This window comes from Anaerotignum faecicola, from assembly GCA_024460105.1.
Lineage (GTDB): Bacteria > Bacillota > Clostridia > Lachnospirales > Anaerotignaceae > JANFXS01.
In genome coordinates, this window is record JANFXS010000006.1 from 112,168 (window position 1) to 126,301 (window position 14,134).

Here is a 14,134-nt window from a genome sequence, read left to right on the forward strand (position 1 = left end):
AAGGGGCGGTTAATAAATTGGATGTAAGGACTGTGCTGAATAGTTTGAAAGAAGGGAAGATTTCCGTTGAAGAAGCTGAAAAGCATTTAAAATTTAAACCATTTGAAGATTTGGGATATGCCGTTATAGATCATCAGCGCGCTTTAAGAAACGGATGCCCTGAAGTTATTTATTGCGCGGGCAAAACTATTGAACAGATTAAAGGCATAGTTGAGAATATGCTCAGAGCCGGCACAAAAAATATACTCGGAACAAGGGCGACGGAGGAAATGTATTTGGGCGTGAAGGAAATTTGCCCTGATGCGGTTTACCACAAAGATGCAAGGATTATACTTATCGAACGCGAACCGGTTGAAAAGACCGGAGGGAAAATACTTGTAGCCACTGGAGGCACAAGCGACATACCGGTTGCGGAAGAAGCCGCGCTTACGGCAGAGTATCTCGGAAATAATGTTGAAAGGGTTTATGATGTGGGAGTTGCCGGCCTTCACAGACTTTTAGCAAAATTGGATAAAATAGCTGAAGCGGATGTTATAATTGCGGTTGCTGGAATGGAGGGCGCTTTGGCAAGCGTTATAGGAGGGCTTACCGATAAGCCTGTTATAGCGGTGCCGACGTCGGTCGGATACGGCGCAAATTTTAACGGCCTTTCTTCGCTTTTATGCATGCTTAACAGCTGTGCAAACGGCGTTGTTGTTGTGAATATCGATAATGGTTTCGGGGCGGGATATACGGCTAACAGCATTAATAAATTGGGGGCAAGAAAATAATGGGAAAAATTTTATATTTCGATTGTTTCGCTGGAATAAGCGGAGATATGACTTTAGGTGCGCTTCTTGATTTAGGAATTGATAAAGAAGCGTTTCTCGAGGAAATTAAAAAGATAAATGTTGACGGATTTAAAATTGAACTTGGCAGGGCTGAGAAAAACGGCATTGGGGCTGTTGACGTTGACGTAGTGATTGAAGGCGATGAAGGAGGGCATCACCACCACGATCACGGACATGCCCACGAGCATTGCCATGGCCACGAGCATGGACATAAACATTGCCACAGCCATGAGGACGGACACGAAGCGATTCATCATCATGAGGAATGGTGCGGGCATGAGCATAAGCATAATCATGACCACGATCACCATCATGGCCATGTACATAGAAATCTTTTTGACGTTAATAAAATTATAGATGAAAGCTCAATAAGCGATAAAGCAAAAGAGCTGGCAAAGAAAATATTTATGAGGGTTGCGGAGGCTGAAGCGAAGGTACACGGCAAAAGCCTTGAGGAAGTCCATTTCCATGAAGTCGGGGCGTTGGATTCTATTGTCGATATAATCGGAACGGCAATTTTAATTGATATGATTAATCCCGATGAAATATATGCGTCTGTTGTTAACGACGGATATGGATTTATAGAGTGCCAGCATGGACAGATTCCCGTGCCTGTTCCGGCAACGGCCGAGATTTTCTCTTCTTCAAATGTAGTAAGCAGACAGATTGATATTGATACCGAGCTTGTAACGCCTACAGGTGCGGCTATAATTGCCGAACTTGCAGAGTCATACGGTCCTGCTCCTGTAATGAACACATTAAAAACCGGATATGGGGCGGGGAAAAAGAATATTAAAATACCAAACGTTTTAAGAGTTATGCTTGGCGAAAGGCATGAAGGATAATGGATTTTAAAACAAGAGACGTTATAAACGTGCTTGAAACAAACATCGACGACTGTACGGGTGAAACGCTCGGATATGTAATGGACAGACTTTTTAAGGCAGGCGCGAGGGATGTTTTTTATACGCCTATATATATGAAGAAAAACCGTCCGGCGTATAAGCTTACCGTACTTTGTACGGACGATATGACGGAAGAAGCGGAAAATATTATTTTTTCCGAAACGACTTCTATCGGCCTCAGAAAAAGAAAAGAAGAAAGGGTATGTTTGAAAAGGGAAATCAAAGAAATAGAAACAAAATACGGGAAATTAAAAGTTAAATCTGTTTTAAGCCCTATAGGTGAAAAAATATATCCTGAATTTGAAAGCGCAAAAGAACTTGCGGAAAAAAACCATACAGCGTTAAACGAAATATATAAGGAAATAAAATAAATGGCCTGAAAAGGCCATTTTTATTTGAAAAAATCAGTTTCAGTTTAAATGTGGGTTCTGACATTTTTTTAAAAAGAAGTTTCCGGCGAAATATGTTTAATGATGTAAACTTGAGTTAAGAAATGCGTAATATAATTATAAAATAAAACGTAACATATTTTTAATAAATTAAATATATTACAAGTAGATTACAATAAAAAAGCTTATTTGTAAGAAAAAAGTAATTTAATTTGTTAAAAATTCATAAAAAAGCTCTTTTTTTTAGCTTATTTTTAAATTTTAGTTGACATTTATGGTAAACATACTTATAATTAACTCGTAACAAAAACGTAACAATTATTAATGGGGGTAATTATGATATTACATAAAATAAGCGCATCTTTAATTATTGGTTCGGTTTTAACACTCGGATTTTCATTTAACGCATTTGCCGCGGTTAAAGGAACTATTAAAGGAAGCGATATAAATGTCAGATCAGATAAAAGTACATCTTCAGAAAAAATTGATGTTTTGAATAACGGCGATAATATTGAAATACTTGCAAAAGACGGAGACTGGTATAAAATTTCATTCGATAATGTAAACGGCGCTTACGTTTCTTCTGAATTTGTTAACATTACGGAAGCCCAAGGGCAGGTTAATGACAACGACGTTAATGTAAGAAGCAAAGCTTCGACATCTTCAGATACCGTTGCTAAAGTTAATAAGGGCGATACCGTAACGGTAACGGCACAAGACGGAAGCTGGTATCAGATCAGAAGAGGAAACGGCGATACGGCGTATGTAAGCAAATCGTATGTTACAGGAGAATTATTAAGTGAAGTTCCGACTTTTTCAGGCGGAGAAGAAATCGCTTCTCAGACTTACGCTATTGTTACAGGCTCATCTTTGAGGCTTAGAGATTCTGCCTCAACGGACGGCGGGATTATTACGACGCTTTCTTTAGATGAAGTGCTTGATGTTTTAGAGGTTAATGGAGATTGGGTAAAAGTTAAAACAGATGCGGGACAAACAGGATATGTAAGCAGCGAATTTGTTGCGGTGCGTACAGGAGAAAAACCTTCAAGAAGCGCGTCGTCAAAGGGCGATTCGATTGTAGCATATGCAAAACAGTTCCTCGGCACGCCGTATTCATGGGCTGGAACGAACCTTAATTCAGGCGTTGACTGCTCGGGATTTGTTTACGCCGTTATGAAAAATTTTGGGATAAGCCTTAACAGAAGCTCGGCTTCTATGGCTTCAAACGGCGTTTATGTTGACAGGGCCAACCTTCAGGCAGGAGATCTTGTATTTTTTGATACAACAAACGCTACAAACCAAGGATACATTTCGCATGTCGGAATCTATATGGGCGATGGAAATATAATACATTCTTCAAGCGGAAAACAGTGGGGCGTTACAATAAACAGCCTTTCAGAGCCTTACTATAACACTAAATATGTTACTGCAAGAAGGGTGTTAAGATAATAAGTTTAAATATTACGGCACATGGGTTAAAATCCTATGTGCTTTTTATTTATTATATTTATCGGCTGTTTTAATTATGACCCGTATTAAAAATATTTTTAAGGTACATAATATTACTGATAAATATTTTCAGGAGGTATAATTTATGGCAGTTGATTTTAAAATGAGTGAAACAAAGACTAACTTAATGAAAGCTTTTGCAGGTGAAAGCCAGGCAAGAAATCGTTATACATTCGGCGCGTCGCAGGCTAAATCACAGAACCTTCATGTTATTGAGGCTATTTTTACATTTACGGCAAATCAGGAAAAAGAACATGCGGAGATTTTTTATAACCATTTAAAAGAAATGGCCGGGGAAACGATCCAAATTGACGGCGGATATCCTGTTGATATATCTGATTCGATTATTCAAATCCTGAGATATGCACAGCATAATGAGTATGAAGAATATGACGATGTTTATAAGAGTTTTGGAGATAAGGCTCTTGAAGAAGGGTTTCCGAAAATTGCAAGTTCATTCCATAAAATTGCCGAAATAGAAAAAGTGCATGGGGACAGATTTGGTAAGTTTGCGGATCTCTTGGAACAGAATAAGCTTTTTGTTTCAGATGTTGAATGTGCATGGATGTGTTTAAATTGCGGTTATATTTATAAAGGAAAAGAAGTTCCTACAAAATGCCCTGTATGCGAACATGACAAAGGATTTTTTATCCGCTTGGAATTAGCACCTTATGAATGTGGAGAAAATAAATAGAGCTTACTAATTGCAGACAAAGCGGCCAATAATTACATGGCCGCTTTTATAATATTTTTACATAATTTATTTAAAAATCAGTTTTTAACTTAGTTAAGGCAATTTTAATTTAGCTATTGTCTTTTGCGTTTAAAAGTGGCATAGTTTATATTGATATCTTATATTATGACAAAATATGGCATTAAGTATATTATTTCATTATTAAGTTAAGCCGCTCGAACAAAAAATGAATTTTTCATTAAAATGGGAATGTTTTTATATAAAAATGCAGAATTATATGATATAATAGAACAACAGTTCTGTTTGGAGGTGCAGTATGCCTGAATTTAAAGTTGTTTCAAAATATAAACCGACCGGAGATCAGCCGCAGGCTATAGAAAAACTTGCAGAAGGTTTTTTGGACGGGAAAAAATTCCAAACGCTTGTGGGCGTAACAGGCAGTGGAAAAACATTTACAATGGCTAATATTATAGAAAAACTGCAAAAACCGACGCTTGTTATTGCGCATAATAAAACTTTGGCCGCTCAGCTTTACAGCGAATTTAAAGAATTTTTTCCGAATAATGCGGTGGAATACTTTGTCAGCTACTATGACTACTATCAGCCAGAGGCATATGTACCGAGTACGGATACTTATATTGAAAAAGATTCCTCAATTAATGATGAAATTGATAAGCTGAGGTATTCGGCAACATCGGCATTGATTGAACGCCGGGACGTTTTAATTGTAGCAAGCGTATCATGCATTTACGGATTGGGAGATCCTGACGATTATAAGAAAATGATGATTTCATTAAGGCCCGGCATGGAAAAAGACCGCGACGATGTTATGCGCCGTTTAATTGAGATACAGTATGACAGAAACGATATGGATTTTCAGCGCGGAACTTTCAGGGTACGGGGCGATGTGCTTGAAATTTTTCCCGTGACAAGCAGTGAAAGCGCAATACGCGTAGAATTTTTCGGCGATGAAATCGACAGGATAACTGAAATTGACGTTGTTACGGGGGAAATTTTGGGCGTAAGGAACCATATCAGCATTTTTCCGGCGTCGCATTATATTACTCCTCCCGATAAAATGGAAATTGCAATTAAAAGAATAGAGGAAGAACTTGCCCAAAGGCTTAAAGAACTCAGAAGCCAGGACAAGCTTCTTGAAGCGCAAAGACTTGAACAAAGGACAAACTACGATATTGAAATGATGCGGGAAATTGGATTTTGTTCAGGTATTGAAAATTATTCCAGGCATCTGTCGTTGCGCGAAGCTGGAAGTACGCCGAATACCCTGATCGATTTCTTTCCGGATGATTTTCTTATAATTGCGGATGAATCGCATGTTTCTGTTCCTCAGATAAGGGGGATGTATGAAGGCGACAAATCAAGGAAAACGACGCTTGTCGAGTTTGGGTTCAGGCTGCCTTCGGCGCTTGACAACAGGCCTCTCAAATTTACTGAATTTGAGGAAAAAATAAATCAGATGCTTTTTGTTTCGGCTACGCCTTCAAAATATGAGGCTGAACATTCTGAGCAGTTTGCAGAGCAAATAATAAGGCCTACCGGGCTTTTAGATCCTGAAATTACTTTAAGGCCCGTAGAAGGGCAGATTGACGATCTCCTTTCAGAAACGAACAAAACCGTTTCCGAAGGACATAAAGTCCTTATTACAACTCTTACAAAAAAAATGGCGGAAAGGCTTACCGACTACATGAGGGAGGCCGGAGTACGCGTAAGATACCTTCATTCCGATATTGATACAATTGAGCGGTTGGAAATAATCAGGGATTTAAGGATGAATGTTTTTGATGTGCTTGTCGGCATCAACCTTTTGAGGGAGGGATTGGATATTCCGGAGGTTGCGCTTGTGGCGATACTTGATGCAGATAAGGAAGGATTTTTGCGGTCTGAAACTTCTTTAATACAAACGATAGGGCGCGCGGCCAGAAACAGCGAAGGACGTGTAATTATGTATGCCGACGTTGTGACGGATTCAATGAGAAAAGCCATTGATGAGACGGAAAGAAGGCGGAGGATACAGCAGGAATATAACGAAATGCACGGTATTACTCCGCAGACTATACAAAAAAAGGTGTATGACATAATACAGGCCACGGAAGCCGTTAATGAAAAGAGCAAATTCGGGTTTGAAAAGGACCCTGAAAGTATGAGCGAAGATGAACTTAAAAAGCTCTTAAAGAAAATGGATAAGGAAATGAAAGATGCGGCAAGGGATTTACAGTTTGAAAAAGCCGCTTCATTAAGAGATAAAATAATCGAAGTTAAAAAACTTTTGAATTGACAGAGGGAAACGTATGAGCAAAGATAAAATTACAATAAGAGGGGCAAAAGCGCATAATTTAAAAAATATTAATCTTGAAATACCGAGGGACAAACTTGTTGTGTTTACAGGCGTAAGCGGTTCGGGAAAATCATCTCTTGCTTTTGATACGATATATGCCGAGGGACAAAGGCGTTATGTGGAGAGCCTATCGTCTTATGCAAGACAGTTTTTGGGACAGATGGAAAAACCGGATGTGGAATCGATAGACGGTCTTTCGCCGGCAATATCAATAGATCAGAAAACAACAAGCCATAACCCGCGCTCAACAGTAGGTACTGTCACTGAAATATATGATTATCTCCGCCTTCTCTTTGCAAGGGTAGGAGTTCCGCATTGCCCAAAATGCGGCAAAGAAATAAGGAAGCAGACAATCGATCAAATTGTCGATAAAATACTTTCACTTGAAGAAAGAACAAAAATTCAGCTTCTTGCGCCAGTTGTAAGGGGACGGAAAGGCGAACATGCTAAGCTTTTGGAAGATGCAAAAAAAAGCGGTTATGTACGCGCAAGGATAGACGGAATTTTATATGAATTAAGCGAGGAAGTAAAACTTGAAAAGAACAATAAACATAATATCGAAATTGTTGTAGACAGGCTTGTTATAAAAGAAGGCATACAAAAAAGGCTTACGGAATCGATAGAAACCGTTATGGCTTTGTCTGGCGGGCTGCTGATAGTTAACTGCACCGACAATGATGAAGATTTGCTTTTCAGCCAAAATTTTGCCTGCCCGGACTGCGGCATAAATATCGGAGAAATTGAACCGAGAAGTTTTTCTTTTAATAACCCCAGTGGGGCTTGCCCTCACTGCACAGGACTTGGCGTACAGATGAAATTTGATCCGGATTTGATTGTGCCTAATAAAAAGTTGAGTATTCGGCAAGGGGCGATATGTGCGCCGGGATACAACTCTATTTCTTCTTCCGACAGCATGAGCGCCGTACTTTTCGAGGCTCTCTCTCAGAAGTATGGGTTTGATATGGACATGCCTTTTGAGAAACTCCCGGAAGAAGCAAAAGATATAATATTTTATGGCACAAAGGGTGAAAAAATTAAAATTAACTATAAAAATGCATATGGCGGCGGCAGTTATGACTATAACTTTGAAGGCATTATTAATAATCTGCAAAGAAGGTATAACGAAACGTCGGAAGTTATGTGGCAGGAATATGAAGATTTTATGACAAATATAGAATGTCCAATTTGCCATGGGGACAGGCTTAAACCCGAAATACTTGCCGTAACTGTTAAAGAGAGGAATATATCACAGGTTACGCGGCTTTCCGTAAAGGAACTTCAGAATTTTTTCAGTTCTCTTAATTTAGGCGAAAGGGATAGAATGGTATCTGAACCGATACTCAAGGAAATAAATGCAAGGGTAGGTTTTTTGGCCGACGTTGGGTTAGAGTATCTTACGCTTTCGCGCTCGGCCGGGACTTTGTCTGGCGGAGAAGCCCAACGTATAAGGCTTGCCACTCAAATCGGCTCAGGGCTTGTGGGAGTCGTATATATACTTGACGAACCGAGCATAGGGCTTCATCAAAGGGATAATGACAAATTAATAGGCACGCTCAAAAATCTGAGGGATATAGGCAACTCGCTTATTGTAGTTGAACATGATGAGGACACTATGCTTGAAAGCGATTATATTGTTGACATAGGGCCTCAGGCCGGAGAAAAAGGCGGCCGTGTTATATTTTCGGGAACTGTAGACGATATTATGAAATGTGAGGACTCTGTAACCGGGCAGTATTTAAGCGGAAAAAAAATTATTCCCGTTCCTAAGGAAAGAAGGCCGTTTAACAGTGACAATGTGCTTAAAATCAGAGGCGCGGCGGCAAACAACCTCAGAAATATTGACGTTGATATACCCCTTGGGATTTTTACATGCGTAACGGGTGTAAGCGGTTCCGGAAAGTCGTCGCTTGTTAACGAAATACTTTATAAAAATTTAGCCCGGGAATTGAACAGGGCTAAATGTAAACCGGCGGAGTTTCGCGAATTTATAGGAATTGATAAACTTGATAAGGTTATAGATATTGATCAATCGCCGATTGGACGAACTCCGAGAAGTAATCCGGCGACATACACAGGATTGTTTGATTTAATACGCGATGTATTTGCGCAAACTACCGAAGCGAAAATGCGCGGGTATAAAAAGGGGCGTTTCAGTTTTAATGTAAAGGGAGGAAGATGCGAAGCATGCAGTGGCGACGGCATAATTAAAATTGAAATGCATTTTCTGCCCGATATATTTGTACCGTGTGAAGTATGCCACGGAAAGCGGTATAATAGGGAAACTCTTGAAGTTAAGTACAAAGGCAAAACAATTTCCGACGTTCTCGACATGACGGTTGAAGAAGCGCTTGCGTTTTTTGAAAACCTTCCGAAGTTAAAAAACAAACTGGAAACTTTAAATGATGTCGGGCTCGGATATGTACGTCTCGGGCAGTCCTCTACAACTCTTTCAGGCGGTGAAGCCCAAAGGGTTAAGCTGGCTACAGAGTTAAGCAGAAGGAGCACTGGGCGTACTATGTATATACTTGACGAACCGACTACGGGACTACACACGGCGGATGTTCATAAACTTATAGAAATACTTCAAAGGCTTGCCGAAGGCGGGAATACGGTTATTGTAATCGAACATAATCTCGACGTTATAAAAACGGCGGATTACATTATAGATCTTGGGCCCGAAGGCGGCGACGGCGGCGGAACTGTTGTAGCTGCCGGAATTCCCGAAGAAGTTATGAAAAATGACAAATCTTATACAGGAATTTATCTTAAAAAACACATAAACAGGTTGACAAACCAATGATAAAGATTGTACCATATTGTTAACAATCATTTGGGAGGAAATCGTTTATGGAAAAGGAAGCCGTGGTTAGCAAAAACCCTGTTGAAGATTATGAAGCCAAAAAAATTGGCCTTTTTAAATATTTTAAATGTGAAGAAGATTATTTTATTAAATTTATGCAGGATTTAAAGTGGAGCATAAAAAGTGAAGGCGATTTTTATTTCCTTAATTATTGGGAAAGGGAAAGAGGAAAATTAAATTCCGCGGTTGTCCGAAACATTGTAAGAAAAGGCGGAAATCCATTGATTTATAAAACGGATGAATATACGATGGTTATTGGCATTGATTGCGTTAAAATTGGCTTTGTTTTTAAAAATTCCAATGAGGTGCGATAAGTTTATCTTATTGTCTTTATGAGAAAACTGTAAAAGTCCTTCGTAAATTACGGAGGACTTTTTATATTTCAAACGATTTGTAAAAAATACAGTTATAAATTTATAAGACTGTATTCGCGCTATAAATAATATTACAGTATTATACAGCTGGATTGACGTGAACCATACAATGTTTTACATTGATAAACTCACTTTCAATAGCGTCATGTACTGCTTCGGCAATCTCATGCGCCTCTTTAAGTGTGAGATTCCCGTCGGCCTGTATTTCTATATCAACATACATTTTTGCTCCGAAAAGACGGGTCCGCATTTCATCAATTTGTATAACGCCGTTTTGATTTTCTATTATACGGCGCATTTTTTCAATGGTTTTATCGTCGCATGCCTTATCAATCATTTTATTTACTGCATCAATAAATATATCGTATGACGCTTTAGCAATAAAAAGACATATAATTATGCTTGCTGTCGGATCCAATATCGGATATCCCAGACGCGAGCCTAGTATGCCTATGAATGCCCCTATAGAAGAAAGGGAGTCCGAACGATGATGCCATGCGTCGGCCATTAAAGAAACGGAATTAATTTTTTTGGCTGCCCCTATTGTGTACCAATACATCCATTCTTTAATAACTACGGATAAGACTGCTGCCGAAAGGGCAAGAGCGCCAGGTATTGCAAGCTGTATTTTTCCGTTTGCTCCGGAAATAATTTTTTCAGCGCCGCTCAGCCCTATGCCTATTCCGGTAACAAATAGTATTACGGAAAGTATTACAGACGCCACACATTCAAGCCTTTCATGGCCATATTGATGTTCTTTGTCCGATTTTTTTCCCGAAACGTATATGCCGATTATAACAATAAATGTACTGAAAACATCTGAAGCCGAATGAACAGCGTCGGATATCATTGCGGCGGAATGAGATATAATTCCGGCGGCAAGTTTAAACAGTGAAAGAAGTATATTTACAATGATGCTGATGACTGATACGCGTATTGCAACCTGTTTTGTTTCATGTATATTTTTACCCGATGCACAAATGCGTTGTCCTTTTAAATATTCATCAGTATGTAATGCCAATTCTTTAATACACATTTACAATACCTCCAATATAAGCGCCCCGCATATCCTCCAAATGTATTTACGGGATAAAAAACTGCGGAACATTAAAACGGTTGTCCCGCAGTTTTGACGTCTGGTGTCGCCCGCGCAACCCGGCCTAAGGCCGGCGTTTGCAAATTAATTAAATTTTATAACATTATATGCGGCGGCATCTTAATTGGTTAATACTGGTTTTGATATATCATAAGAAATGGTATCGGAATTATTAAATCTCTATTTTTGCACCGAGAAGTTTTGCAAATTCGGCGCATATAGCTGTATTTCCGGGCCATGCAGGGGATGTGACAAGATTTTTGTCAACAACGGCGTCTGTTGCAGGAACTTCGATGTATTCGCCTCCGGCAAGGCCTATGTCGGGGCTGCATGCAGGGTAGCATGTCGCTTTATAACCTTTAAGAACGCCTGCGGCAGTCAAGACAAGTATTCCATGGCATATAGCCGCAACAGGCTTGTTTGATGCAAAGAATTCTTTTACGATTTCGATAACACGAGGATACAGCCTTATGTATTCGGGGGCACGTCCTCCGGTAATAAACAGGCCGACATAATCTTCGGTTTTAACGTTGTCAAAATCAGCGGTTAAAGCAAAGTTATGGCCTTTAAACTCGGTATAAGTCTGTTCTCCCAAGAAGTCGTGTACGGCTGTTGCCACTGTGTCTCCTGCTTTTTTGTCAGGGCATACAGCGTCAACTTGATAACCAAGCATTGAAAGGCACTGGAAAGGAACCATTGTTTCATAATCCTCAGTGAAGTCTCCGCAAAGTAATAAGATTTTTTTTGCCATAGTAAATTCCCCCTTATATTATTAATTTATATGATATATGTTTAATTATACCACATAAATGTCATAAGTAAATGAATTATAAGTAAATTTGAAGTTGAAATTTGGTAAATATATTTATATAAAAATAAAAATATGTTAAAATTAATTATAATAAATTTTTAGGAAGTGATTTTATATGGATACAGCAAATAAATTGAATACTGCTGCCGAATATATTAAAAGCAAAACAAAGTTCAGGCCAAAGTTAGGGATTATACTGGGGTCTGGTCTCGGAGATTTCGGAGACAGACTTGAAGGGGCTGAATACTGTGATTATAAAGACATCCCTGATTTTCCAATATCGACTGTAGAAGGGCATAAAGGACGGTTTGTAATTACGAAAGATTTAATATGTATGCAGGGGCGCTTTCATTTTTATGAGGGATACAATATGGAAGAAGTAACTGCTCCCGTTAGGGTTATGTCCTTGCTTGGAGTTGATAAACTAATTGTAACTAATGCTGCTGGAGGCGTTAATTTAGATTTTAAGCCGGGGGATCTGATGCTTATAACGGATCATATAAATTTTATGGGTACAAATCCGCTTATTGGTAAAAATTTGGACACGTTTGGCGTAAGGTTTCCGGATATGAGCGAAGGCTATAACAAACATATGATTGAACTGGCAAAAAAATGCGCTTCAGAGATAGGCGTTAATATTAAAGAAGGGGTATATTTTGCAATGACAGGCCCAAGTTATGAAACTCCGGCGGAAATCAGAATGGTAAGGGCTTTAGGCGGCGATGCTGTCGGAATGAGTACTGCTGCCGAAGTAATTGTTGCAAACCACTGCGGAATAAAAACGTTGGGAATTTCATGCATAACAAATATGGCGGCCGGCATTGCCCAAAAATCACTGAATCATGAAGAAGTGATTGAAACTTCAAATACTGCAAAAGAAAAATTTATTTTGCTTTTGGAAAGAATTGTTAGCTGCATGATCTAAGTACGGATAACGGTATAGTAAAAGTAAAATCAGTTTTTTATACTATGCCGTTTTTTAGTTTTTTTGGAATTATTTTGTTTACTATAAAGAGCGCTTAATTTATAATATTTATTGGGGTGTAAATATGGAAAAAATACTGCTTGTTTTAACGGGAGGTACAATATGCTCTTTTGCCGATATTGGCGGCGTTAAAAAAAGCGACTGTAAAAGGGCGTTTCCATTATTAATTGAAAATTTAAAAAATACAGGTTACGATTGCTCAGAATTTGAATTTGATATTATTTCACCTTTTGACATTTTAAGTGAAAATATGGATATAAACTCGTGGAATGGTATTCTTAAATTGCTTTCAGATGTTGATTTCAGCGAATATAAGGGAATAATTGCCGCGCATGGAACGGATACGCTTGCTTATACTGCCTCAATGCTTTCAATTATGCTCGCGGGCAAAGGGATTATACCTTTGATACTTGTTTCCAGCCAATATCCCCTTTATGATTGCAGAGCAAATGGAAATGAGAATTTTAAATGCGCTGTGGAGCTTATTATGAAAGGTATTTCCCCAAATGTATACGCTGTTTACAGAAACAGCGACGGTATTGTATATATCCACAAAGGGGCCGAACTTTTGCAGTGCAGAAACTGCTGTGAAGATTTTTTCAGCAGAAATATGATTCCGGCAGATAATTGGCATGATATTAAAAATAAATGTTTTGAAAATGAAATGATTATTTATAAGGGACTTCTTGCCGAAAACACTGTTTTAGTTATAGAGCCATATCCCGGAATTGATTATTCGTCTTTTTCACTTGAAGGCAAAAAGTGCGTTTTGCACTACTTATATCATTCGTCTACAGCCGCCGTAAAATGTGGGAATAATATAAATTCTGCCATTTATTTGGCTGAGAAATGCAGGCAAAAAGGAATACCGTTTGTAATTACGCCGTTTAACAGCAAACTTTTAAACGGCGGGGAAATATACAGTTCAACAAAAGCTTTGTTGGAAGCCGGAGCCGACGTATTGTGTGATGTTTCGAGAGAAACGGCATATTCAAAGGCAGTTATTGCATCTTCATTTTACGAAGGGGAAGAGATTGTTAAATTTTTGAAGAAAGAAATCAATGATGAGTTTGCATACAAATGGTGACGGCAGATGAAAGAGTTAACCGAAGGAACCGGCATAATGGTTTTAATTCTTTGGGGCGATTCTATAACGCCTTTATTTTATCTTATTGGGTATTTTGACATCAATATTGCGTTGGTCTTATATATTTGCGGCTGAATTTAATATAGGTATTGACCGGGATGCTTTTATTGCGAGGGACATAGCCGATACGCCGGCGTTTTTTGAAATTATATGCTGCAACAAAAAAAGTTAAAATTAA

The 14,134-nt window shown here is 38.8% G+C and carries 12 protein-coding genes; 10 read left to right on the forward strand and 2 right to left on the reverse strand.

Going from position 1 to position 14,134, the window contains the following annotated elements:
* Positions 1–17: 17 nt before the first annotated feature.
* From larB to NE664_10705, 8 genes are all read left to right on the forward strand, one after another.
* Positions 18–770 carry a nickel pincer cofactor biosynthesis protein LarB gene (larB, locus tag NE664_10670; GenBank protein MCQ4727106.1) on the forward strand — a complete coding sequence of 251 codons (753 nt, stop codon included), beginning with the start codon at positions 18–20 and terminating at the stop codon, positions 768–770.
* Positions 770–1,675 carry a LarC family nickel insertion protein gene (locus NE664_10675; protein ID MCQ4727107.1) on the forward strand — a complete coding sequence of 302 codons (906 nt, stop codon included), beginning with the start codon at positions 770–772 and terminating at the stop codon, positions 1,673–1,675. The genes larB and NE664_10675 overlap by 1 nt, the downstream gene beginning before the upstream one ends.
* A complete protein-coding gene (locus NE664_10680) occupies positions 1,675–2,106 on the forward strand; it encodes a LarC family nickel insertion protein (GenBank protein ID MCQ4727108.1) in 432 nt (143 codons plus the stop codon). Before NE664_10675 ends, NE664_10680 begins: the two co-directional genes overlap by 1 nt.
* A gap of 354 nt (positions 2,107–2,460) precedes the next feature.
* On the forward strand, positions 2,461–3,573 hold the full coding sequence (locus tag NE664_10685; protein ID MCQ4727109.1) for an SH3 domain-containing protein: 1,113 nt from the start codon (positions 2,461–2,463) through the stop codon (positions 3,571–3,573).
* A 145-nt stretch (positions 3,574–3,718) separates the two neighbouring features.
* A complete protein-coding gene (locus tag NE664_10690) occupies positions 3,719–4,327 on the forward strand; it encodes a rubrerythrin family protein (GenBank protein MCQ4727110.1) in 609 nt (202 codons plus the stop codon).
* 316 nt (positions 4,328–4,643) lie between these two features.
* Positions 4,644–6,623 carry an excinuclease ABC subunit UvrB gene (gene uvrB, locus NE664_10695; protein ID MCQ4727111.1) on the forward strand — a complete coding sequence of 660 codons (1,980 nt, stop codon included), beginning with the start codon at positions 4,644–4,646 and terminating at the stop codon, positions 6,621–6,623.
* A 13-nt stretch (positions 6,624–6,636) separates the two neighbouring features.
* Entirely contained in the window at positions 6,637–9,483 is a 2,847-nt protein-coding gene (uvrA, locus tag NE664_10700; GenBank protein MCQ4727112.1) for an excinuclease ABC subunit UvrA, read from the forward strand.
* Positions 9,484–9,530: 47 nt separating this feature from the next.
* Complete coding sequence (locus tag NE664_10705; GenBank protein MCQ4727113.1) at positions 9,531–9,857, forward strand: hypothetical protein; 327 nt, start codon at positions 9,531–9,533, stop codon at positions 9,855–9,857.
* 139 nt (positions 9,858–9,996) lie between these two features.
* On the opposite strand, the gene NE664_10710 is transcribed toward NE664_10705, so the two are convergent.
* Together NE664_10710 and NE664_10715 are read right to left on the reverse strand one after the other, a co-directional pair.
* A complete protein-coding gene (locus NE664_10710; GenBank protein ID MCQ4727114.1) occupies positions 9,997–10,878 on the reverse strand; it encodes a cation diffusion facilitator family transporter in 882 nt (293 codons plus the stop codon).
* A 307-nt stretch (positions 10,879–11,185) separates the two neighbouring features.
* Positions 11,186–11,764 (reverse strand): DJ-1/PfpI family protein, encoded by a 579-nt coding sequence (locus tag NE664_10715; protein ID MCQ4727115.1) that lies wholly within the window; start codon positions 11,762–11,764, stop codon positions 11,186–11,188.
* A gap of 175 nt (positions 11,765–11,939) precedes the next feature.
* On the opposite strand from NE664_10715, the gene NE664_10720 reads away from it, so the two are divergent.
* Together NE664_10720 and NE664_10725 are read left to right on the forward strand one after the other, a co-directional pair.
* Positions 11,940–12,749, forward strand: coding sequence for a purine-nucleoside phosphorylase (locus NE664_10720; protein MCQ4727116.1), 810 nt, complete (start codon positions 11,940–11,942; stop codon positions 12,747–12,749).
* 124 nt (positions 12,750–12,873) lie between these two features.
* Positions 12,874–13,896: an asparaginase domain-containing protein gene (locus NE664_10725; GenBank protein MCQ4727117.1), complete on the forward strand. Its 1,023-nt coding sequence runs from the start codon at positions 12,874–12,876 to the stop codon at positions 13,894–13,896.
* The last annotated feature ends 238 nt before the right edge of the window (positions 13,897–14,134 follow it).